The sequence below is a fragment of the Caldicellulosiruptor acetigenus genome (assembly GCF_026914305.1).
Taxonomy (GTDB): domain Bacteria; phylum Bacillota; class Thermoanaerobacteria; order Caldicellulosiruptorales; family Caldicellulosiruptoraceae; genus Caldicellulosiruptor; species Caldicellulosiruptor acetigenus.
This window is the reverse complement of the sequence record NZ_CP113866.1, coordinates 992,534-1,015,807: the sequence shown is the minus strand read 5'-3', so window position 1 is coordinate 1,015,807 and position 23,274 is coordinate 992,534. Positions and strand designations below refer to the sequence as shown.

Annotated in this window: 28 protein-coding genes; 2 read left to right on the top strand and 26 right to left on the bottom strand. The window is 36.0% G+C overall.

From position 1 onward, the window contains the following. Positions 1 to 77: 77 nt before the first annotated feature. From OTK01_RS04845 to OTK01_RS04820, 6 genes are all read right to left on the bottom strand, one after another. On the bottom strand, positions 78 to 308 hold the full coding sequence (locus OTK01_RS04845) for a type II toxin-antitoxin system MqsA family antitoxin (protein ID WP_029227888.1): 231 nt from the start codon (positions 306 to 308) through the stop codon (positions 78 to 80). After that, the gene (locus tag OTK01_RS04840) at positions 305 to 487 is read right to left on the bottom strand and encodes a hypothetical protein (RefSeq protein WP_029227889.1); all 183 of its coding nucleotides are present in this window, start codon (positions 485 to 487) and stop codon (positions 305 to 307) included. Before OTK01_RS04840 ends, OTK01_RS04845 begins: the two co-directional genes overlap by 4 nt. A gap of 230 nt (positions 488 to 717) precedes the next feature. Then, complete coding sequence (locus OTK01_RS04835; RefSeq protein WP_011917807.1) at positions 718 to 1,194, bottom strand: DsrE/DsrF/DrsH-like family protein; 477 nt, start codon at positions 1,192 to 1,194, stop codon at positions 718 to 720. 17 nt (positions 1,195 to 1,211) lie between these two features. Beyond that, on the bottom strand, positions 1,212 to 1,436 hold the full coding sequence (locus OTK01_RS04830) for a sulfurtransferase TusA family protein (protein ID WP_013432999.1): 225 nt from the start codon (positions 1,434 to 1,436) through the stop codon (positions 1,212 to 1,214). A 183-nt stretch (positions 1,437 to 1,619) separates the two neighbouring features. Then, on the bottom strand, positions 1,620 to 1,877 hold the full coding sequence (locus OTK01_RS04825) for a metal-sensitive transcriptional regulator (RefSeq protein ID WP_029227890.1): 258 nt from the start codon (positions 1,875 to 1,877) through the stop codon (positions 1,620 to 1,622). Between the two features lie 11 nt (positions 1,878 to 1,888). Beyond that, complete coding sequence (locus tag OTK01_RS04820) at positions 1,889 to 2,092, bottom strand: 4Fe-4S binding protein (protein ID WP_013402908.1); 204 nt, start codon at positions 2,090 to 2,092, stop codon at positions 1,889 to 1,891. Positions 2,093 to 2,295: 203 nt separating this feature from the next. Between OTK01_RS04820 and OTK01_RS04815 the strand changes: the two genes are divergently transcribed. Then, positions 2,296 to 3,408 (top strand): S1C family serine protease, encoded by a 1,113-nt coding sequence (locus OTK01_RS04815; protein ID WP_029227891.1) that lies wholly within the window; start codon positions 2,296 to 2,298, stop codon positions 3,406 to 3,408. Between the two features lie 29 nt (positions 3,409 to 3,437). Next, the gene (locus tag OTK01_RS04810) at positions 3,438 to 5,303 is read left to right on the top strand and encodes a hypothetical protein (RefSeq protein WP_029227892.1); all 1,866 of its coding nucleotides are present in this window, start codon (positions 3,438 to 3,440) and stop codon (positions 5,301 to 5,303) included. Positions 5,304 to 5,366: 63 nt separating this feature from the next. Here OTK01_RS04810 and OTK01_RS04805 read toward each other — a convergent pair whose 3' ends face one another. The 20 genes from OTK01_RS04805 to OTK01_RS04710 form a co-directional block, all read right to left on the bottom strand. Continuing rightward, positions 5,367 to 5,795, bottom strand: coding sequence for a hypothetical protein (locus OTK01_RS04805; protein ID WP_029227893.1), 429 nt, complete (start codon positions 5,793 to 5,795; stop codon positions 5,367 to 5,369). A 48-nt stretch (positions 5,796 to 5,843) separates the two neighbouring features. After that, positions 5,844 to 6,959 carry a THUMP domain-containing class I SAM-dependent RNA methyltransferase gene (locus OTK01_RS04800; RefSeq protein WP_029227894.1) on the bottom strand — a complete coding sequence of 372 codons (1,116 nt, stop codon included), beginning with the start codon at positions 6,957 to 6,959 and terminating at the stop codon, positions 5,844 to 5,846. Beyond that, complete coding sequence (locus OTK01_RS04795) at positions 6,956 to 7,267, bottom strand: YerC/YecD family TrpR-related protein (RefSeq protein WP_013432249.1); 312 nt, start codon at positions 7,265 to 7,267, stop codon at positions 6,956 to 6,958. The genes OTK01_RS04800 and OTK01_RS04795 overlap by 4 nt, the downstream gene beginning before the upstream one ends. Before the next feature lie 100 nt (positions 7,268 to 7,367). After that, positions 7,368 to 8,264, bottom strand: coding sequence for a putative sporulation protein YtxC (gene ytxC, locus OTK01_RS04790; RefSeq protein WP_013432248.1), 897 nt, complete (start codon positions 8,262 to 8,264; stop codon positions 7,368 to 7,370). 88 nt (positions 8,265 to 8,352) lie between these two features. Continuing rightward, positions 8,353 to 9,105, bottom strand: coding sequence for a DUF6873 family GME fold protein (locus OTK01_RS04785; protein WP_029227895.1), 753 nt, complete (start codon positions 9,103 to 9,105; stop codon positions 8,353 to 8,355). Then, positions 9,102 to 9,653: an ECF transporter S component gene (locus OTK01_RS04780; protein WP_029227896.1), complete on the bottom strand. Its 552-nt coding sequence runs from the start codon at positions 9,651 to 9,653 to the stop codon at positions 9,102 to 9,104. The genes OTK01_RS04785 and OTK01_RS04780 overlap by 4 nt, the downstream gene beginning before the upstream one ends. Positions 9,654 to 9,796: 143 nt before the next feature. Further along, on the bottom strand, positions 9,797 to 11,347 hold the full coding sequence (locus tag OTK01_RS04775) for a methyl-accepting chemotaxis protein (RefSeq protein ID WP_029227897.1): 1,551 nt from the start codon (positions 11,345 to 11,347) through the stop codon (positions 9,797 to 9,799). 30 nt (positions 11,348 to 11,377) lie between these two features. Beyond that, positions 11,378 to 11,860: a chemotaxis protein CheW gene (locus tag OTK01_RS04770; protein WP_013432244.1), complete on the bottom strand. Its 483-nt coding sequence runs from the start codon at positions 11,858 to 11,860 to the stop codon at positions 11,378 to 11,380. 9 nt (positions 11,861 to 11,869) lie between these two features. After that, positions 11,870 to 13,771: a chemotaxis protein CheA gene (locus tag OTK01_RS04765; RefSeq protein WP_029227898.1), complete on the bottom strand. Its 1,902-nt coding sequence runs from the start codon at positions 13,769 to 13,771 to the stop codon at positions 11,870 to 11,872. A 20-nt stretch (positions 13,772 to 13,791) separates the two neighbouring features. Beyond that, the gene (locus tag OTK01_RS04760) at positions 13,792 to 14,145 is read right to left on the bottom strand and encodes a response regulator (protein ID WP_029227899.1); all 354 of its coding nucleotides are present in this window, start codon (positions 14,143 to 14,145) and stop codon (positions 13,792 to 13,794) included. Positions 14,146 to 14,282: 137 nt separating this feature from the next. Next, positions 14,283 to 15,101, bottom strand: coding sequence for a purine-nucleoside phosphorylase (locus tag OTK01_RS04755; protein ID WP_029227900.1), 819 nt, complete (start codon positions 15,099 to 15,101; stop codon positions 14,283 to 14,285). 18 nt (positions 15,102 to 15,119) lie between these two features. Next, positions 15,120 to 16,301 carry a phosphopentomutase gene (locus tag OTK01_RS04750; protein ID WP_208595879.1) on the bottom strand — a complete coding sequence of 394 codons (1,182 nt, stop codon included), beginning with the start codon at positions 16,299 to 16,301 and terminating at the stop codon, positions 15,120 to 15,122. Between the two features lie 33 nt (positions 16,302 to 16,334). Continuing rightward, entirely contained in the window at positions 16,335 to 16,997 is a 663-nt protein-coding gene (gene deoC / locus OTK01_RS04745) for a deoxyribose-phosphate aldolase (protein WP_014042726.1), read from the bottom strand. A gap of 23 nt (positions 16,998 to 17,020) precedes the next feature. Beyond that, positions 17,021 to 18,346 (bottom strand): pyrimidine-nucleoside phosphorylase, encoded by a 1,326-nt coding sequence (locus OTK01_RS04740; RefSeq protein WP_029227902.1) that lies wholly within the window; start codon positions 18,344 to 18,346, stop codon positions 17,021 to 17,023. Between the two features lie 18 nt (positions 18,347 to 18,364). Continuing rightward, entirely contained in the window at positions 18,365 to 18,535 is a 171-nt protein-coding gene (locus tag OTK01_RS04735; RefSeq protein WP_013432237.1) for a XapX domain-containing protein, read from the bottom strand. 32 nt (positions 18,536 to 18,567) lie between these two features. Beyond that, the gene (locus tag OTK01_RS04730; RefSeq protein ID WP_029227903.1) at positions 18,568 to 18,984 is read right to left on the bottom strand and encodes a cytidine deaminase; all 417 of its coding nucleotides are present in this window, start codon (positions 18,982 to 18,984) and stop codon (positions 18,568 to 18,570) included. Between the two features lie 3 nt (positions 18,985 to 18,987). Next, the gene (locus tag OTK01_RS04725; RefSeq protein WP_029227904.1) at positions 18,988 to 19,719 is read right to left on the bottom strand and encodes a GntR family transcriptional regulator; all 732 of its coding nucleotides are present in this window, start codon (positions 19,717 to 19,719) and stop codon (positions 18,988 to 18,990) included. Between the two features lie 22 nt (positions 19,720 to 19,741). Then, complete coding sequence (locus OTK01_RS04720; protein ID WP_029227905.1) at positions 19,742 to 20,671, bottom strand: ABC transporter permease; 930 nt, start codon at positions 20,669 to 20,671, stop codon at positions 19,742 to 19,744. 1 nt (position 20,672) lies between these two features. Next, positions 20,673 to 21,746, bottom strand: a complete 1,074-nt coding sequence (locus OTK01_RS04715) for an ABC transporter permease (protein ID WP_029227906.1) — start codon at positions 21,744 to 21,746, stop codon at positions 20,673 to 20,675. 6 nt (positions 21,747 to 21,752) lie between these two features. Continuing rightward, positions 21,753 to 23,264 (bottom strand): ABC transporter ATP-binding protein, encoded by a 1,512-nt coding sequence (locus OTK01_RS04710; protein ID WP_029227907.1) that lies wholly within the window; start codon positions 23,262 to 23,264, stop codon positions 21,753 to 21,755. Positions 23,265 to 23,274: the final 10 nt, after the last annotated feature.

The window sequence follows — 23,274 nt, the reverse complement described above, 5'->3', positions numbered from 1 at the left end:
TAAAAACGTTTAATTTATTGTTTTACATATTTACATCTAAGCTTCTCTTTCTTAAAACAAACCCAAACAAGAGACTTTTAAGCTGCTATTTCCCAATAGTTTGCAACAGTTATTTCGGTCTTGTTCTCTAGAAGTTTGTTAACTATCTTTTCAAGTTTGATAGCCACCTCATCCTCAATATAAGATTCGCCACATTGCTCACATACAAGCGCAGGAACATTCTTGACAATTATAGTTCTTCCTTCAATATCTACAACATGATTTACTCTTCCTTCTCTAAGCTCTCCACCACATAAAGGACATCTCATTTGTTCTTCCTCCTTGTCTTGAAATCTGGCATCCATTCTTCTTCTGAAGGAAAGTATGCCGTGATGAGCCATACAAAACCCTCTCCCACTGCACACACAAGATGAAGCGGATTATGGCAGCGCCATCTAATTTTCTTCTCTTTTGCCAGTTCTCTTATGTCTTCAATTTTTATTGCCATTAGTGCTATTCCTCGCTTTATGTTTCTTTGCACCTTATCTTCTAGTAAAAGACTTTACTTCGCCATTTGTTATTTTAATTATACCACAACCAAAGGCTTAATATCATCAAAAACTCTAATAAGCAAATAATCTTAACACATTTTTCCTCTCATCTGAACTAAATCTCTTCCTCTAAAAAAAATAAAAAGGCAGGTTTTTTCCTGCCTCTATTAGTTCAGATCTCAAGGGCTTAGATAAACAGATTCACACCTGCTTCGCTTGCCTCACCAAGGTATGTGGCAACACCGCCAATTTCAACACCATCAATTAACTCTTCTTTTTTTATTCCCATAACATCCATAGACATTGAACATGCAACCATCTTTATACCAAGCTCTTGCGCCTGTTTTATCATTTCAGGTAGCATCATCACATTTTTCTTTTTCATCATATATTTCATTAGTTTAGGACCAATCCCTAAAAAGTTCATCTTGGAAAGCGGGAGTTTTTCAACCCCTTTTGGCATCATAGCACCAAACATTTTTTCCAGAAAGGACTTTCCCTGTGCTTTCTTTTTTGCATCTCTCAAAACGTTCAAGCCCCAGAATGTAAAAAACATTGTCACCTCATCGCCCATTGCAGCAGCACCAGTTGCAATTACAAATGCTGCCATAACCTTGTCCATGTCGTTTGAAAACACAATGATTGTCTTTTTGTCTTCTCTCATAATCTTCTCCCCCACTTTTAAGCCTTTTTAATCTTTGCCTGAATTACACCATTTTCTTCTTTGAGCTCTAATAGCTCATTCTTTGTTTTTTTGCACCAGCTCTCAACATCACGTTTGAACGCTGGGTCTGTCACTTCAATTGTTACAACATCTCCACTTTGTGCTTCCTTCATCTGTTTAAAAAGCTGAGTAATAGGTCCTGGACACTGAAGTCCTTTTGCATCAATAAAATATTCTGCCATCTTGATCGCACCTCCATAAATTTTTGTTTTTACCTTTTATATTGTTACCCTATTTGCATGAGATTTATTTAACAAACTTCTGTAAAAAAATTTTTAAAAATCAGATTGTTAAAATAATAACATTTTTGAACACAAAAGCTTTTAAGCATTCAAAAGGAGAAAAATAGATACCAACTTTACTTTTCAACTCAAAAATTTCATCATGATATTCAAAATCTTTTGAATTTGAGCTTTGTTCTCAACATCTGATAAGCACTTTTCAGCATGACTTTCTATGATAAAATACCCCACTTTTTCTAAAGCTTTTTTGACAGCAATTATTTGAAGCATAATCTCTTCACATTCTTTTTCTTCTTCCACCATCTTGATAATTCCTTCAATGTGCCCTTTGATATTTTTTAGCCTTGAAAGAATCTCTTCTTTCCTTTCACTTTCAGGCAATTAAGCCTCACCTACTCTTCAACAATCTTTATAGCTCCCTGCGGACAAAACTTAGTACATACGCCGCATCCTGTACATTTTTCCTTGTCAATTTCAATCTCAACATCAAAAAATCCTCTTACGTTTCTTTTTATTGCACCAAATTTGCACGAACGCGAAGCAGGACAAAAGGGTGATCTGTCACACATGTTTTTGTCCAGTACTGCTTTTCTCATTCTTCTTTTTATTCTCCTTCCCCAGTAGCTTACCCCTATACCTTGGGGGTGTATTTTATTTACATATAGTATTATAAAACAAAAAGACGAAAGAATCAAGTGCCAAAATGTAATCAAAATTTTTCTTTTTTACAGGATAACATTTTTGGGCAAAATACGTTATAATTAAATGGTGACAAATTCTTTTGATGGGAGGTTCTGCAATGAAAAAAAGCGCAAAGGTATGGCTGGCTGGATTTATTGTGATATTCATTCTTTCAAACATTGTATTTGCCCAAAGCATTACCGTGACTCCAAAAGAGATTGACGGGAAAACCTATGTTGATATTGACTCTTTGAAAGACTTTTTAAACTTTGACTACACCAAAACCCAGAATGGCTTGATAATTCAAAAAAAAGAACTGTCTATAAGTGAGGTTATCGACAAGGTTAACAAGTCTGTCGTGGCAATCATTGGGGACAGTAAAAAGATAAAAGCAGATGACTTTTACTACAGCAAAATCCCGGCTGGACTTTCTCACGGATCTGGCGTTGTAATTGACAAAAATGGACTAATTTTAACAAACAATCATGTAGTTGAAGACTTAAAACAGCCTTATGTTATCTTCTACGATGCCAAGGCTTACAAGGCAACTGTACTTTACAGCGACAAGGAAATTGACCTTGCAATTTTGAAAGTCAACCGCAGCAATCTCACCCCAATTGAAATTGAAAACCCAAAAAATATTTATGTAGGTCAGGAAGTTTTGGCGATAGGTACACCACTTTTTTTGGGATGGCGAAATAGTGTCACAAAGGGAATAATTAGTGGGCTTAACAGACCTGTTGATGAAGTCTATACATTTTTACAAACAGATGCTAGTATCAATCCAGGCAACAGCGGTGGCCCACTTGTTAACATGCAAGGAAAACTTGTAGGAATAAACACTCTCGGGATTGATTACTGGCAAGGAATTAACTTTGCAATTCCTGCAGAAAATATACTTTATTTTCTTGACCACTACAAAAAGTTTGGTAGAATCAAAAGATGTTACTTGGGTCTTGACTTTGAAGACAGTTGGCTCTCGTACGTTGGGCTTCCGTCAAACCTCGGTCTCAAAATCATAGATGTAAAAGTTGACAGTCCTTTAAAAGGATTTGCTCAAGAAAATGATATACTTGTTGCAATCGACAGCTATCCTATCAACTCAATTGCAGAATACAATCAAACTCTTATGAAATATCTTCCTGGTGACAAGGTAAAGATAAAAATCAAAAGAAATGGCAAAATTCTTGAAAAAGAAGTTATTTTGAAAGAGTGGCCAACAAGCAAATAGTTAAAATATATGGAAAGGGTGATAGTTATATGTCAAGAAAGTTAAAAATAGTGATTTGTATTTTTACAATAGTAGCTTTTGTGCTGACTTCTTCTGTCTTTGCGCTTGCACAAGAAGACAGTGGTATTATTGACTTTTATACAGTCTTTTCAAAAGATGACGTCAATAAGAACAGGGTTGGAAACAGTGTTTACAACTGGTCTATCTATATGCCACAGGATGCCTATATAAACAAAGACCCAAAAGGAAGTTACTTTTCAATGTCAAGCAATAGCTATAAGGCAAATATCAATGTTGAGGCAATTTTAAACAAAGAAGGCTACACATCATTAGATGAGATTTTGCTGTATGGCCAAGACCTGATTTCGGGCGAGTATTCTGGTTCAAAGCTATATTCGCTCAAAAAAGGAAAAGACAAACAAGGCCAAGAATATATTGAAGCCACAAGTGTTTTTACCGACTCTTTTTATGTATTTGTTGACGAAGAAGAAAGTTCTGGAACTTTCAATCTTATTCGAATATACTTAAGCAAAAATAAGAGATACAACTACATTTACAGACTGACAATAAGCATGGATTTAAACTTCTATTCACAACACAAAAATCTCCTCTACAAGATTGCTGACTCTTTTGAAACAAACTTTGACAGAAACAATCCCAACATAAAAGATTTAGCAGACAACGTAACATCGTGGAGAGTTCACAAGAATACAAGTTATGGATGGCAGATTGACCTTCCACCTTACTGGAAATCTACAGACATTTATAATCTTGAGTACAATTCATCAACACAATCATTTGCTCCACTTTACACAGATGAGGAGATGGGAATATCAACCCAAAAACAGCAGCAGGATACGTTGGCCTTGGCATCTCCAGACAGCCAGCAGGAATATGACGAATATCTTTCTGTTAGTTTTGTTACAAACTCAAATATCAGTTTTGACAAATGGGTTTCTCAGGAAATAAAAAGTATTGAGCTTTACAACAAAGAGCTTTTAAAAGTCATCTCATCCAAAAGTTTAAATATTGGAACAAGTAAAGCAAAAATTTATGACCTCAGAATTAGAAAAAGTCTTAACAAGACGTTTGTTGAAAAAAGACTTTATGTTGACTCAAATAATAATAAATATGTGGTAAGACTGTATGTTACAGAAGAAAAATATAACAAAGATAAGCAAAAATATGAGAGGATAATTAATTCATTTAAAGTATTGCCAGCAAAAAGCAGATACTTTGATGCTATTCTTTGGTCGGGAGATTTGAAACCACAGAATACCATGAAAACTGTAAAACTCAACAAAGCTCCATTTGAAATGAAGATTTCAAAAGATTACAAAACAAACATGCCATATTACTACTATAGCTACTTTAGTCAGATAATATCATCCTCCATTCCATCTGCCCAAGGTATTTCAGACATTGAAACAGTGATACTTTACAATACTCCATACTCAATCTTGACAATAAATGGTGGAATAAACGTAGACCCTGCCGAAAAAATTATAAAAAACACTATGCAGACATGGGTTGAAAGCAACGAATACAAGAGCAAAGCCGTAAATATGAATCTTTTAAAGTATGCTGACAAAAATCTTTCTATTTATAAGTTTACTTATGTCTATAACATTTCTAAGCTTTCTGAACTTGCAAAGGGAAATCCAAATAGAGACTTTAATTTTATGAATCTTCAGAACAGAATTATCTATATGATAAAATACAATCAATACTATTACACCATCGACCTGTCCATTCCTGTTTTGTATTATAATAGCTATACAGTTTCTGACTTTGAGAATTTTGTGAAAAGCATAAAGATAGACAAGATTGACTTTTCAAAACTGAACTTAAAGTTTGTAAAAGAGGATTTAGAAAAATTTAAGAAAAAAGAATAATAAAACTATACAGGGCTTGCCAAAAATACACATGCTTTTTTCAGACGGCAAGCCCTTTTTCATTTACCCATTTTGGGCAAGTTTTAATTTTCTCAATTCAATTTCCTGGTCGGCAGCCCAGTCTTTAATAGCTTCTTGCTCCTTTGTGAGCTTTTCAAACCTCTTGTTTGTTTCATCTTTGAACATTATCATCTCTGTACTAAATTCTGTCAAAAAAGCAACCTGGTCATATACAGCATTCATCCTACGGTTAAGCTCTTTAACATTTTCTTTTAACTCTCCAGCATCCTTTTCTATGTTGGCAACAATAACCTCAAGGCTGGTAAGTCTCTTCTCTAAACCGTCCATTCTTCTTTCTAAGCTGTCCATTCTTTTTTCCATACTGTCAAGTCTTTTTTCAATACCTTCTATCTTCTCATTCATAGCTTCCATTGAACTGTTGAGAGCCTTGAGTGAAGAAACTACAAGTTCTAAGATATTATTTTCGCTCATTTTAAATTCAAACTCCTTTTTATGTTACTTTTGTTTTAACTCATTTTATCATAACGTAAAATAGAAATAAAGATAAGTTTTTATCTTTCCATTATAAAGTTTCCTGTTTTTGTCTGCTTTTCTACCAAATGCTTTTTCAATTTTGTCATAGGCAGATAACACAAAAAAGCGCCAGTTATCAAATGTTTTAAGACATCTGCCAAAATCCCTGTAAAGCTCAAATATATCCATATCGTCAATTCTCTCTCCATACGGCGGGTTTGTCACAATTATGCCTTTTTCTGATGGTTTTTTTATCTTTCTTGCATCTGCCCTGAAAAATCTTATGTCTTTATCAACACCAATCTCCTTTGCGTTTGCTCTTGCAATGTGTACCATACTTTCGTCAATATCAGAAGATAGCACCTCAAACTTTTTATGATAATCAATCCTCTCAATTGCCTCAAGCCTTGATTTTTTCCATTCCTGCGGTGAAATAAATCCATTTTTTTCGGCCAGAAAGGTTCTGTTAATGCCGGGAGCTATGTTTCTGGCAATCATCGCAGCTTCAATTGCAATTGTTCCGCAGCCACAAAATGGGTCCCAAAATACTTCTCTATCCTCTTGCCATTTGGTAAGCAGGATTAAGGTTGCTGCTATGTTTTCTTTCAAAGGTGCTTTAGAAATAAGTTTTCGATAACCTCTTTTGTGAAGAGAATCGCCTGTTGTGTCAAAAAGCAGATAAGCCCAGTCATTTATCATGGCAATTTCTATCTTGAAAAGCTGCCCAGTTTCTTCAAGCAAGTTTACATTGTATTTTGATTTTAGTTTTTCAACTATTGCTTTTTTAGTTATAGACTGGCACGCTCTTATACTAAACAGCTTGGACTTTTCTGTTCTGCCAGTTATCAAAATCTTCGCATCTTTTGGCAGTATTTCGTGCCAAGAGTAGCTGTATACCCCATCAAACAGTTCATCAAAAGTCTGAGCTTTGAATTTGTTTAAGATAGCAAAAATTCTGTTTGGCGTTCTTAAATTTATATTGAGCTTGGGTATGTCTTCAAGCTCAGCTGACACAAAAATCCTTCCATTTTCAACTTTTAAATTTTTATACCCCAGCCTTATCAGCTCTTCCTTTGCAACCGACTCTGTACCTAAAGGTGTCGCAATAAAAAGTTCTATCACTTTTCATCATCCAATCTTGATTTTTGTTTAAGTCTTAAAAGCACAGTTCTGTAGCCATCAGCTCCATAGTTTAGACATCTGTTTACTCTGCTAATTGTAGCAGGAGATGCCCCCGTTTTTTTTGTAATGTCACTGTATTTTGCACCCTCAAAAAGAAGCTTTGCAACCTCAAATCTTTGAGAAAGCTCCTGAATCTCTCTTACTGTGCACAAATCTTCAAAAAAATTATAACACTCCTCTATTGTCTTCAGCTCAAGTATCGCTTCAAAAAGATGGTCTGTCATCTCATTCTTAAGTTTTTCATTCATATGCTTTATACACCTCTTTTGGACTTTCACCTTCAATTCTTCTTTAAGATTATATCACTTTAAATAATTGAAGTAAACAGGACAAAACAAAAGTGAGGAACTATTCCTCACTCTTGGACGAAAAACTATCTACGTATTTTATCTTGCAAGAAGTGCAAAATTGAAGTTTTTTATCAAATACAAGATAAAGAATTTCAATTATATCTTCAGGAATAGTTGTACCGTAGTGTTTGTGAAAGACAATATTTTGAGGGGAGAGCGAAATTAATCTGCTCAGAAGTATATCTTCTTTCGAAAGATTTAATTTAAAATTTCTTGATAAAAGCTCATAAAACTCATCTTTTATTTCATTTCCTTCTCTGTCAAGGAGCAAATACATTTTAGCAGTCGGGATAACGTCTACATGTTCTATCTTTGATTCTTGAATGTCTGTAAAATATCTCAGAAGGTTTATAAACTGAAAGTATTCCCTTTCCAGAAGGTATTTATTTGTAACATCTTCCACAATATTTTGAATTGTCTTTATATAATCTTTTAATCTGAAGGTCAAAAAACCTTCAAAATTAAATTCAAAATTAGAGTCTAAAAAATCAAGCACTTTTTTTATTATTTCGAACTTCACCTTTGAAAAGCTCTGGGCACTTGTTAGTTCATTTAATCTTTTCTGACTTTCTTGAAATATCTTTTTTGCTTCTATTTCATCTAAAAAATAATAATCTTCTTTTATCAGTTTAAAAAGAAACTTTTCTCTGGTGTACTCAATTATTACATTTGCTATTGCATCAGCAACAAAATATTTTACTCTCTCATACGAATTCAAATCGAAATTTTTTTTGAGTTCATCGTCGCTTAAAAAAATACCGTAAAATGTGATATTGCCACATTGATTTGGCTCAATGGAAAGTCCTTTTACATTTTCATTCCTATCCAGCTGCCTTTTTAATCTCTCATATACAAAAACAGGGTCGTCTGCCACTCCCAAACTCAATATTTGCATTTTCTTCACATCCCTGAATATAAGCTTTAACTTTTTAGCACAATAATAAATATACCCTCAAATGCTCTTTTTCAATATGCTCTTTTTTCTACTCCTGACACAAAGGAATGATAGAACCTATATCTGAAAGCTGCAAACCCGCAACATTCAAGATTTCAATATCATACTTTTTAAGAAAATTTTTTATACTCAAATAATCTGGATGCATTGAAATATCACCATTAAAAGCCATAAGATTATTGCTAATCAATCCTCCACAGCCACCAATAAAACCATAGTTAAGCCCCTCCAATTTAATAAAGCCTGGCGATATAAGTAAGCTATCTATTCCATTTTCAATTGCCTTTTTGTAAATTCCTTTATCAGAGGTAATAATTGCATTTGAATTTACAATCAAGATTGAACATTTAGCATACCCCTGTTTTATATGAATCCTTTGAAGGTTATCTTCTTCTATTCTTTTTGCTACTATTCTATCAGTAAATTTAAAATTGTGAAAGACTATTGTGCCAACTTTTGCGATATTGTACTTTACATCCTCAGGATATTTCCCAAAAACAGCCTTCTCTCCAAATATTATATTAAATCCAAGTTTTTTCAGTTCCTCTGTGGTTTTTCTAGGTGAGTTGGGAGCGGCAAAGATTAAATTATCTTGATAGTGAAAATAAAATATATCAGGGTGAGAAGATATCGCAGGATAAAGGTCATCACAGCTTTCACATATCACTATTTTTATACCCAAATCTTCTAACGTATAGATAAACTTATCGTACGCTCTTTTGTCAAGCAAAACACAAGCGACTTTACTCTCTGGTATATATGGAAATTTTAAGTATTTCAAGTTCTCATCTTCCCGATAAATTTATTATTATGAAGAGGTACAACTAATATTATGGAAATTATTGCAGACAAAATACCCTGAAGCAAATTAAAAGGCAAATTTGCAAGAGCAACTTTAAGTCCAAATTGTAAGTTTCTATTAATATTTAATGCTGACGAAAGGTATTTTAACACAGAGGCTTCTGACAAAAAATACCCCACTGCCATAAAAATGCCACTGACCATTGTCGAAATAATAAAAGATGCCCACTTCTTCTTTCCTTCTAATTTTTCGAAAATCAGGCCACAGATAAAACCTTCAAGTCCTTTGATAACAAAAGTAAAAGGAGCATAAATGGTATAACCAGAAGCAATATCCGCAAGGGCAGAACCAAAACTTCCGCCCATAAACCCTATGCTTTTGCCGAACAAAATAGAAGAAAGCATTATTACAACATCGCCAATGTTAAAATACCCTGCCATGAGCGGTATCTTGATGGTAAAGGTCAAAACAAACACAAGAGCAATTATTACACCAGAAAATACCCAAAATCTCACGCCGTTTTTCATAAAATCACCTCTTCAAAAATATTTCTACTTGCCTAATTCTACACAAAAAGATTCAAAAATCAAATCTTAAAACCAAAACTGTATCGATACAAAACTAAAAGGAGCTGGTTTTCCCAGCCCCAATTAGCTTTTCATGATTTTTATCAGCTTCTTGTTTTAAATCTTTCAACAAGGTTTTTAAGAACATCTGCCTGGCTGTAAAGTTCTTCTGAAGCGGCAGCTGTCTCTTGAGAGTTTGCTGAATTACTTTGTACCACATTGGCAACCTGGTTTATTCCCTCTGTAATCTGTGCTATTGCTTCAGACTGTTCTTTTGAAGAATACATTATATCATTCATAATCATGGCCATTTTATCAATATTCTTTGTAATTCTATCTAACGAGGTGTATGTCTGTTTTGCAATACTATCTCCCACTTCAATCTTTTTGATGGTAGATTCAATGAGGCTACTTGTCTCTTTTGCAGCATTTGCGCTCCTTGTTGCTAAGTTCCTTACCTCTTCGGCTACAACCGCAAATCCTTTTCCATAGCTTCCTGCCCGTGCTGCCTCAACCGCAGCGTTAAGCGCTAATATATTTGTCTGAAAAGCTATCTCGTCTATGGTCTTTATAATCTTTGAGATATTTGAAGATGCCATATTTATCTCTTCCATGGCTTTCATCATATCTTCCATCTGCTGCATACCAACTCTTGCTTCATCCTTTATCTGATTTGCAAAGTTTGTAGCCTCCTCAACATTTTTGCTGTTCTGTTTTGTCTGGGCAGACACTTCTTCAACAGAGGAATTTAACTCTTCAATTGCGCTTGCCTGGTCTGTTGCACCCTGAGCCAAGCTCTGGCTTGCATCTGCAAGTTGCTTTGCTCCAAGCGCAACCTGTTCTGCCGAAGATTTTACTGAGAAAATCAGCTGAGAAAGCGAATCAATCATCTTTGAAAATGCCTCAGACAAAGTTCCAACCTCATCCCGAGAGTCGTATCTAACATCAACGGTCAAATCACCCTCTGCAATCTTCTGGGCAGCAGAAACCATTTTAGAAAGAGGTCTGCTAATTGCAGAAGAAATAACCAGTCCCAAAAAGAGAGAAATTGCTATGCACAGAATAATTATTATCACCATTGATGTTACTGTACTTTTTGCAAGGGCATTATTTTGAACGTTTAACTTTTCGATGTACTTTTTTTCAAGATCATAGAGGGTATTTATTGAATTTTGAACATCAGTTACAAGCTGGGCTGAACTTGGTTTGAATAAAAGGTCCAGTGCTGCTTTTTTATCACTTTTGGCAAGTTCAATTATTTGATTTGTTAGCCTGTCATATTCATCAAATAAAGAAACCAACTTCTGATACTCTTGCTTTATGTCCTCTTCATTTATCAGTCTTGAAAATTCTTCAAGGTTTGTTTTGTAAAAGTTATTTATCTCATCAGTCTTCTGAAGATACGAATTCATCTCTGCAGAATTTCTCGCAAGCAAAATATTTCTATAGTTAACACGCTGTCTTTCAAAACCTTCAAGCACATTGCCGATTGCAATAAATGCTTTTACATTAGTCTGATAAACCTTTGTATAGGCATTGTTTATTCTGTTGATATTTGTAACAGCTATTGTACCCATGAAGAGTATCAAAATCAAAACAATTCCAAACCCCGCCAAAATCTTAGAGGAAATCTTTAAATTTTTTAAGAACTTCATAAGGCACCTATCCCCTTTCATTTACATTTTTTAGAGATTTATCCTATCAGGCTTGACAAAAGTTTCACAATCAAGCACCAGTACAAGTCTTTCATTTAAGTTTGCAACACCTCTGAAAAACCTTTCGTCTATCTTTTCATATGTTTGCGGCAAAGGACTAATTTGGTCCTTATTTATCACAGCAACCTCGCTCACATGGTCAACAATAATGCCAGCCAAAAAATCATCTATGCTTGTGACAATTACACAGGTCCTTTCGTTGTACTCTTTCTGAGGTTTTAAAAGCCTCATTCTTGCATCAATTACAGGAATGATTTTGCCCCTCAAATTAATTATTCCTTTAACATATTCTTCTTGATTTGGCACATAGGTTATGGGCAAAAGACCTATAATCTCTATGACGTACTTAATCTCTATCCCATAGAACTGGTCATCCACTTTGAATATAAGGTACATATCTTTCATAGCTTCTTCAAACTCATCCACTTTGCTGCTGAGCAATTCTTCCTGCACTTTTCTCACCTACCTTTCAAGCAAGGCATCAATATCCAAAATAAATGCTATATTCCCACTTCCAAGAAGTGTACACCCTGAAATACCTCTTACCTGCTTTAAAATAGCAGGCAATGTTTTTATTACTATCTGTTGCTGGGAAATCATATTGTCCACAAGCAAAACACCATTCTTCTCACCATTTGTAACAAGTATACCCAGATAAAAAGGTCTTCCTTTGGCAAGCATGTCCTTTCCATAAAACATCTTGTTCAAATCAATTACACTAAAACATATGCCTCTTCTGTACACAAACGGAATTTCGTTTTCCAATACTATTTGCTGTTTTTCAAGTTTAAATGTCTCTACAATTGAGCTCAAAGGTACAACAAAGACATTGCCGTCAACGTCAATTAGCATTCCGTCAATTATTGCTAAAGTGAGAGGTATTCTAACTGTAAATCTTGTGCCCCTGTCCTTTTCAGACTCAACAAAAATTCTTCCGCCAATTTTTTGAACGCTATTTTTCACAATGTCAAGCCCCACACCTCTTCCTGAGTATTCTGTCGCTTCTTCTTTTGTAGAAAATCCTGGCTGAAATATTAACTCCAAAATTTCATCTTCTTCAATATCATCAGTTGATGTTATAAGTCCTCTTTCTAAAGCTCTTTGCAAGATTTTCTCTTTATTCAGACCTCTGCCATCATCCTCAATGCTAATAACTACTTCAGACCCGCTATTTTTAGCACTGATATAGACATTGCCAGTTGCACCCTTACCTTTTTTTAACCTTTCTTCTTTGTCTTCTATCCCGTGGTCAACAGCATTTCTAACTATATGAATCAGTGGGTCTGTTAAGTGTTCTATCAAAACCTTGTCAAGCTCTGTCTCCTCCCCGGTGATATGAACATCAACGGGTTTCTGAAGTTTTGCAGACATCTCAATTATAGTTCTCTTTAGTCTTTGAAATGTAGAAGAAAGCGGTAGCATACGCATTGACATTGCAACTTCTTGAAGTTCTCTTATTAGCTTTGACATCTGAAGAGTTAAATTTTTGAAACTGCCATTCTCATCAGTTTTTATTCTTTGATGCTGAACAATCATAGAAAAGGTTATCACAACCTCTCCAATGAGGTCTATGAGTTTATCAACTTTTTCAATATTAACGTTTATTAGTTTATTGGTAGAGTGTATGGCATTTTGCCATGAACTTATCTCCTTGGTTAAGGAAGCTTTCTCAGATACCTCTTCAATTCTAACATCTCTTACCCACGCAAAGCTTTCGAAAAGTTTTACCACATCCTCTTTTTTAAGTAGAGTTTCAATTGAAATAAAAAAACCCTCTTTTTTGATTTTTTCTGAAGATGCCATGTTGCTCTCAACATCAGAAGGCAGGTATTCCAAAACCTTCACATACTGTTTCAAATTTTGGACAATCAAGAAGGCCCTCAAATTCTCCATTTCCCAGCCTTCTTCAAAAAGCAACCTTATATGATATCTTTTCTCACTTTCAGCTTGCACCTTATCATTTTCTGCCAAGCTCATTTCAACCTTTTCTAAAACCTCTTCGATATTTTCTGCAGGTAGAATCTGCTGTGAGTTTTCTATACGATTTATCTGGATGGTTAAAAAATCTATTAACTTTAACATTTCTAAAATAAAGGTATCTAAGCTGGTTGGTAGTTTACCTTCATCTCTCATACAAACAAAGATGTCTTCAACCCTGTGACAAACCTTGGATATGTCTTCAAACCCCATCATCGCTGATGAACCTTTTAATGTATGGAAAAATCTCAAAGCTTCTACCACTGCTACATCAAAGTTTCTGTTTCCCTCTTTGAGTTCAATAAAAATTCTCTCAAGCGAACTTACTATCTCTTTTGCTTCACTGACAAATATTTCTAACATAGGGTCTTTTTGTGCTTCATTCACAGTCTCACCTTCTCATCTTTTTATAAAGAAGCCAAGACTTTTACCAGATGCTCTTCCTTGTATGGTTTTACAATAAACCCTTTCGCACCGTTTAACACTGCCTCTTTTACTTTCTCTTCCTGACCTAAGGCAGTTATCATGACAACTTTTGCATTTTTGTCAATCTCCATAATCTTTTTCAAAACCTCTATACCATTCATCTCTGGCATTGTAATATCAAGAGTCACTATGTCTGGATGAAGCTGCTGAAAAAGTTTTATACAGCTTTTCCCATCACACGCTTCACCCACAACCTCAAACCCATGTTTTTCTAATGTCTGTCTCAAGGAATACCTCACAAATGCTGCATCATCTACTATCAACACCTTTTTCATACAGCAATTTTCCCTCCCCGCAGGAAAAAATAATATCCCAAATTTATTTTTACCCGCTTTTTTTGTATAATAAACAAAAATCCTACACTGCGTAAAAGCTTTGCAGTGTAGGATTTGTAAGTATTTACTTTTCTTTTTTAAATAATCTCTATCAAATCCCTAATTATTTTTATAAACTTTTCCTCAACCATCTTTGAAACTTCTATGACCTCTTCATGTGAGAGTTTCTTTTCAAGAATTCCTGCTGCCATGTTTGTAATACATGAAATTCCAAAAACTTTGATGTTCATCTGCCGCGCTGCAATAACTTCTGGAACTGTTGACATTCCAACAGCATCAGCACCAAGAATTTTTAGCATCCTTATTTCCGAAGGTGTTTCATATGAAGGACCTTTTAAAAATGCATATACACCTTCTTTATAATCAACGCCATTTTTCTTGTACACATCTTTTGCTTTTTCAATTATCTCCCTGTCATACGCATATGTCATATCAAAAAACCTTTCACCAAACTTTTCGCTATCTGGCCCGATTGCGGGGTTTTCGCCTGAAAGATTTATGTGGTCTTTTATCACCATCAAATCTCCAGGAGAAAGCAGAGGCGAAATTCCACCTGCCGCGTTTGTAACAATCAGGTTTTTTATCCCCAAAAGTCCTGCTGTCCTTATACCAAACACAACTTCTTCAACCTTATACCCTTCATAAAGATGAAACCTTCCTTGAAATGCCAAAACCTCTCTTCCTTTTACTCTCCCAAAAACTAAGTTGCCTTTGTGTCCTTTGACAGTAGATACAGGAAAATGAGGTATCTCTGAATATTTGATTTCAACTTTATCTTCCATTGTATCCGCAAAGCCTCCAAGTCCACTTCCCAAAACAATAGCAATCTCTGGCACACTTGGAATCTTACTTTTTATAAATTCTGATGCTTCTTTTACCCTTTCATAATACGACATAAAAAATCACCTCAATAGCTATTTTATCACAATTTCTTTTAAAAAACTCTCTCCAAACCTTAAAGGTTTTACATTCAAATACTCTGCTATTGTCTGACCAATGTCAGAAAAGCTTTTTCTTGTTCCCAGGTCATATCCTTTTTTGATATTATCACCATAAACAAGTATTGGCACATGTTCACGCGAATGGTCTGTAGAAGGTGTTGTAGGGTCACAACCATGGTCTGCAGTGATTATTAAAATGTCATCTTTTTTAAGCTTTTCCATGATTTCGGGAAGCCTTGTGTCAAAGTCTATTAAAGCCTTTGCATAACCATGAGGGTCATTTCTGTGACCATACAGCATATCATAATCAACAAGGTTTGTAAAAATTAAACCTCTGTCAACTTCATCCATCGCCTTCAAAGTCTTGTCAACCCCGTCCATGTTTCCTTCTGTGTGAATACTCTTTGTCAGTCCTCTTTTAGCAAAAATATCCTCTATCTTGCCTATTCCCACACATTCAAAACCTGCTTCTTTAATATTGTCAAGCAGCGTATTATAAGGTGGCTCAACTGCAAAGTCTCTTCTGTTATAAGTTCTTACAAAACTGTTCCTGTCTTTCCCCACAAATGGCCTTGCAATTACTCTTGCAACAAGATATTTTCCAACAAGAAGCTGCCTTGCTATTTGGCATATCCTGTAAAGCTCGTCAAGCGGAATTACCTCTTCGTGTGCAGCTATCTGAAATACAGAGTCAGCAGAAGTATAAACAATTGGATAGCCGGTTTTTATATGCTCTTCTCCAAGCTCCTTGATTATCTCTGTACCAGATGCAACTTTGTTGCCAAGAACTTTTCGCCCAATCCTTTTTTCAAATTCCTGAATCAAATCTTCAGGAAAACCATTTGGAAATGTCTTGAAAGGTTCTTCTAACACAATGCCAGCTATCTCCCAGTGACCGGTTATGGTATCTTTTCCTTTTGACATTTCCTTGCTTTTACCAAAAACTCCAATAGGGTTGGGATTTGGCGGTGTACCTTTTATGCTTGTTATGTTTCCTATCCCAAGCTTATATAAGTTCTTAAGCTCAATGCCTCCAACTGCGTAAGAAGTATTCGAAAGAGTATTGCTCCCTTCATCGCCGTAAAGATTTGCATCATCAAGCGCACCGACACCCACACTGTCAAGAACAATTAATATAACTCTCATTTTAAAAATCTTCCCTCCAAAAACGAATACTTGAGGTTATTTTTATTCCCCGCTTACAATTGCAACACCGCTGCTTGTGCCAATTCTGCTTGCGCCCGCTTGTATCATCAAAAGAGCATCTTCAAACGTTCTGATTCCCCCTGATGCTTTAATTTTGACCTTGCTACCGACAGCCTTTCTCATAAGAAGTATATCCTCATACTTTGCACCGCTTTTAGAAAAACCCGTAGAAGTTTTTACAAAATCTGCGCCTGCTGCGGCTGCAATTTTGCATGCTTCTACCTTCTTATCATCGTCAAGCTCAGATGTTTCAATTATTACCTTTACTATTTTATTTGAATACTCTCTTGCAACATCAACAATGCTCTTGATTTCTTCGTAAACATAATCTGTGTCACCACTTAGCATAGCTCCAATATTTATGACCATATCTATCTCATCAGCACCGTTTTCAAAAGCTTCTTTTGCTTCAAACACTTTTGTTTTAAGAGTATTTGCACCAAGTGGAAAACCTATCACAGTTGCCACTTTGACATTTGACTCTTTCAAATATTCCTTACACAACTTTACATAATAAGGATTCACACAAACAGAGGCAAACGAGTATTTTAGTGCCTCATCACAAAGCTTTTTTATTTCTGCAGGTGTTGCAGAGGACCTCAAAAGTGTGTGGTCAATAAACTTTGCAATCTCTTTTCTTGTCATATTTTCTTCTTCCTCCCTGTAATTTAAAATTCAAAAACATCATCTTTTGTTATCTTTGCAAATATTACTTTTCTTTTTGGAACAGGTTCCCGAGAAAACTCAAATGCAGTTTTCACATCTGAGATGGCTTCTTCAAGTCTTTTTTCATCATTTGCATAGATTTTAGCAAACGGCATATTCCTGGCTATTTTATCACCTATTTTACCAAAAAGTTGAATTCCAACCGCATAGTCAATTTTGTCTTCTTTTCTTTGTCTTCCTGCTCCAAGTTTTAGCGCGCAAAGCCCAAGTTTGAGTGCATCGATGTCTTTTATATACATATCATCATCGCATTTTAGTTCATAAGTATATTTGGCTTGTGGTAGCAAAGAATAATTGTCAACTATTTCAGGGTTTCCACCTTGGTTTTTTATAATTTCTCTAAACTTTTCAAGAGCAAATCCCTTTTCAATGCTCTCAATTGCTCTTTCTTGTGCTAATTTTTTCTCCTTTTCAACCCCAGCCATAATCATCATCTCAGATGCAAATTCAATACAAAGATTCTTCAAATCTTCATGTCCCCTGCCTTTTAAGACCTCTATTGCTTCAATAACCTCAAGAGCGTTGCCAATCATAAGACCAAGTGGCTGGTTCATATCTGTAACATATGCCACAGTTTCTCTTCCTGCCAAAGTTCCAATCTCAACCATGGTATTAGCAAGCTCTTTTGCCTTTTCATACTCTTTCATGAAAGCACCTTTGCCAAACTTGACATCAAGTATTATTTTGTCGCTACCAGCTGCAATCTTTTTGCTCATGATAGAAGATGCTATAAGTGGTATAGATTCAACTGTACATGTGACATCTCTTAAAGCATATATCTTTTTGTCTGCAGGAACAAGGCTTTCTGACTGCCCTACAATTGCCGCACCAACTTTATTTACAGCTTGTATAAACTCATCCTCTGAAAGCTCTGTTTTAAAACCTGGAATTGACTCTAACTTGTCAATTGTCCCACCTGTGTGAGAAAGTCCACGTCCTGACATCTTTGCAACCTTTACACCGCAAGATGCTGCCAGTGGTATTAAGACCAAGGTTGTTGTGTCAGCAATACCACCACTTGAGTGTTTGTCAACCTTGATACCCTCTATACTGCTCAGGTCTACCATCTTGCCTGATTTTGCCATGAGCATGGTAAGTTCTACAAGCTCTTCTTTTGACATTCCTCTAAAATATATAGCCATCAAGAAAGCAGACATCTGATAGTCTGTAATTTCGCCTTTTACATACCCATTCACAATAAATTCAAGTTCTTCTTTACTCAAGATATCTCCATCTCTTTTTTTTCTAATAATCTCTGTTACCAGCATGCTTTTCACCCACTTAGTTTACTTTGTTAAAAGCTTTAGAATCTGCTCAACAAAAACAGCTCCTAAAAATATTCCAAATATACCCATTATGCCCGCAAGCGCATTTGGGGCAGGAATTGGAAGCTTTAGAAGCCTGAATATAGCACCGACAATAAATCCTGTGATAAGAGAAAGAACTATTACTTTCACCTTGGATAACGTACCTCCCGACTTATTTTTTTTCATCTTTCTTTCAAGTCAAACCCATATGGCAAAAGTTCTTTGCTATTAGTTTCTATTACTTTTGTCATATCAAAATTCGAAAGATAAATGGTGCTATTTTTTGCAAGTTCAAATATCACCTGTCTGCACGCACCACACGGCGATATAGGCTCATTCTCAGGACCAATTATATAAAGAGCTTTTATTTCACTTTCACCTTCTGATATCGCTTTAAATAGTGCAACTCTTTCCGCACACATGGAAAGTGGATATGAAGCATTTTCTATGTTGCACCCTGTATATACCTTGCTACTGCTACCAACAGCTGCCGCACCCACCCTGAAACGTGAATATGGTGCATATGCCTTTTTTTGAGCTTCTTTTGCCAAGTTCAAAAAATACGCAGTTTGTTCATCAACCCTGTCCAAATACTTCATTTTTTATACCCTCTTTCTCACGATATAGAATCTGAATTTTTTGGGTGAGAAATAGTTTGAAGAATACAAAATTGGAATGTCGTTTTGGTCAAAATGAACCTGGTCAAGCAAAAGAACAACATCGTTCTTTTCAAGGTCAAGCTTTTTATACACATTATTTTTCTCAGCAAGCATAGGGATGATATCAGAGATTGCGTACGCAATATATATCCCCAGTTTATCATTTAAATAATCAAATAACGACTCTCCTACAAATTTAAACTCAGATGAAAATAGCTTTGCAGGAAGTCTATCAACACAATAAACAACGGGAATACTCTCCGCAAGTCGTACTCTTTCTATTTTGATAATCTCTTCAGCTGGCGATATTCTGAGCATATGAGCCTCTTTTGCGTTTGGATAGGTTTTGGTCACAACAACATCCCTTGTGTGTGGCTTGTACCCCTGTTTTTCCATTAACTTTGTTATGCTCTGAAGCTCTTCCATTCCAGATTGCAAAATTGGCCGTGATGACACAAAAGTCCCAATACCATGTTTTCTTACAACATATCCTTCTTCTTCCAATATTCTTAAAGCTTCTCTGAGTGTTGCTCTGCTCACACCAAAAAACTTTGCAAGTTCCAGTTCAGAAGGAAGCTTGTCGCCTTCTTTAAATTTTTCTTCAATGAGTTGCTTTAACCTCTTTAACACAAGCTCATACCTTTGGGGATATCCTACTGATTCAAAACTTTCCATTGCTTGCACCCGCCCTTTTCTTTTATTTTTTAGGCCTGTAAGGAATACCGTCGGCAGCAGGTGCAACGCTCTTGCCACCTATTCCAATTAACGCTAAAATTGTTACTACATACGGTAACATCATGATAATGTTTTTTGAAATTGATGATTCCTGCAAAGTGTAGCTTAGGGCTGTTGCAAAACCAAACAAAAGTGATGCCAAAAATGACCCTACAGGTGTCCATTTCCCAAAAATCATGGCAGCTAAAGCTATATAACCTCTTCCTGACGACATCTCAGGTGAAAAACTGTTCAAAACACCAATCGAAAGATAAGCACCGCCAAGGGCAGAAAATGCTCCACCCAGAATAACACCTAAGTATTTCATCTTTACAACATCGATACCAGCTGTCTCAGCAGCTTCCGGATTCTCGCCAACAGCTCTAAGCCTCAAACCTATGGTTGTCTTGAACAAAAACCACTGGCTAAGTATTATCAAAACAAACATTATATAAACCATAACGTTTTGACCGCTTAAAATCTGTCCAATTACAGGAATTCTATCTATCACAGGTATTCTAACATCAGGAAGTTTTGGTGTATCAAAAGGTGTTCCTTCCGGGCCATATATAGCATTGAAAAGGTAAGCAGTGATACCAGATGCAAATATGTTAAAAGCCATACCAAGGACTATCTGGTTTGCGTACATCTTTGCAGCTGCCCATGCAAATATATATGCAACCAAAATACCTGAGATTACTCCTGCTAAAAGCCCAAGCCATGCATTGTGAAAGTATGCCGAAAACGCAACAGAAACAAATGCCGAAATTAGCATTATTCCTTCCATAGAAATATTGACAACGCCAGCTCGTTCTGAAAAAGTTCCACCAATTGCCGGAAGTGCAAGCGGTACTGCCATTGCAATGGTCGAGGCCCACAAATATGGATTTGTAAAAATACTGAGTATATTCATCTTACTCTTGACCCCCTACCGGTTCGAACTTTGTTTTTCTGGTTTTTATCTTTTCCATAATAATCCTATAAAGCTCTTCAATTGCAATGAAGAAGATTATAAGCCCCACCACAACATCAGCAAGCTGTCCAGAGATATTTGTTTGCATCTGCATCTCCTGTGCACCTGTCGAAAGTCCTGCCAAGAAAAGTGCTGCAATTACAACACCAATTGGATTGTTATTCGCAAGAAGCGCAACAACTATAGCAGTATAACCATATCCTGAGGTAAAGCTATCATATAGCCTGTGCTGCACTCCCATTATCTGAACAGCCCCTGCAAGACCTGCAAATGCACCTGAAAGCCCCATAGCCAAAACAAGTTTTTGTGCGACGTTCATGCCAGCATACTTTGCAGCTTTGATATTAAACCCTACTGCTCTGAGTTCATAACCTATTGTTGTTTTGTACATGAGAATATAAACTACCACAACTGCTAAAATTGCAATAAAAAGTCCACTTGACAGCTGTGTATTTGGCACTAAAATACTCAGCTTTGCACTGTCTTGAATTAGTGGCGATTGAGGTATTGTCCCTTTGTCCATCATTGGCCCGCCTTCTAATAAATAGTGGCTAAAATAGATAGCTATATAGCTCATCATCATAGTTGTGATAACCTCATGAGCACCAGTGTAAACTTTTGCAAGACCAGGAACAACTCCACCCCACAGTGCACCCGCTATCATAGCACATATAATTATCAACGGAATGTGCAGATACCATGGAAGACCCTTTATCTGATACCCAAGATAAGTCGCAACTATTGCGCCTATCCAAAACTGTCCTTCAGCACCAATATTAAAAAGCCCTGAAGAAAATGCTATAGCAACCCCGAGCCCGGTTATTATGAGGGGTATTGCGTTTGTCAGGGTTGTTGCAAAGTTCATTAAATTCCCGTATGCTCCGCTAAAAAGAGCAATGTACGCATAAATAGGATTTTGTTTTGCTGTGATTAATATTACTATCCCACCTACAATCATGGATACAAAAATAGCAATAAGCGGCATTAAAATGCTCTGTAAAACCTTTTTTACCATCACCGTTTAGGCCTCCTTCTTTTTCTTGCCTATCATCAAAAGTCCTATTTCTTCTTTTGTTGCCATTTTACTATCCAAAATATCCATAATTCTGCCCGAATACATTACAGCAATCCTGTCAGAGAGATTCAAAATCTCATCAAGCTCCAACGAAACAAGCAGTATTGCCTTACCACTGCTTCTTAGCTCAATGAGCTTTCTGTGAATGTACTCTATCGCACCCACATCCATTCCTCTTGTTGGCTGAACAGCAATTAAAAGGTCAGGACTGCTTGAAAACTCTCTTGCCAAGATTACCTTTTGCTGATTCCCTCCTGAAAGGTTCTTTGCAAACAGCTTGTAATCAGGCGGACGCACATCAAATTCATGTATGAGTTTATCAGCCTCAAGAGTTATAACCTTGTAATTTAAAAATCCTCTGTTAGAATATGGCTTTTTATAGTACCTTTTGAGTACAATATTTTCTGCCACTGTAAAGTTCAAAACAAGCCCGTCCTGCTGCCTGTCTGCTGGAATATAAGCAATTCCTTTTTCGTAACGTTTGCGTGTGGGAAGGTTTTGAATCTCTTGACCGTTGAAAATTATTTTCCCTGTTGATGAAATAAGTCCAACAATAGCTTCTACAAGCTCATTTTGACCATTTCCATCAACACCTGCTATACCAAAAATTTCTCCTCTTCTTACTTCAAAACTTACATCTTTGACCTTTTCAACACCGTTTTTCAGTTTGACTGAAAGGTTTTCAACCTTTAACACAGTCTCTCCTAACCGCGGTTCACTCTTTTCAACAACAAGTTTAACTTCTCTACCGACCATCAAATTTGCAAGTTCCTGTTCGGTTGTTTCTTTGGTGTTCAAGGTCTTTATTGTCTTTCCTCTTCTCATAACAGTTACTCTATCTGAAATTTCCATAACCTCATCAAGCTTATGGCTTATAAACAGTATGGATATTCCCTGTGCTTTGAGGTTATTTATAATCTTAAAAAGCTCCCTTGTCTCTTGGGGTGTTAGCATTGCTGTTGGCTCATCAAGTATCAAAAGCCTTGCATCCCTATAAAAAGCTTTCAATATCTCCACTCTTTGTTGCATACCAACGCTCAAATCTTCAACCTTGGCCTTTGGGTCAATTTCCAAATTATACTTTTTCGAAATTTCAAGAATTTTCTTCTCAGCTTCTTGAACATTAAACCTAAAACCTTTTGGTTCAAATCCCAAAACAATATTCTCTGCAACGGTGAACACAGGTATTAGCATAAAATGCTGATGAACCATTCCTATTCCTTTTTCAATTGCTTCATGAGGTCCTTTGACCTCAAGTTTTTGCCCTTCAAAATATATCTCTCCAGAATCAGGAGTATAAAGACCATAGATGATATTCATTAAAGTAGACTTTCCAGCACCATTTTCCCCAAGTATGGCATGTACCTCACCTTTTTTGACATCCAAACATACATTATCATTTGCTTGAATATTACCAAATCTTTTAGAAATACCTTTGACCTGCAAAATGTACTCCATATTCATGTCC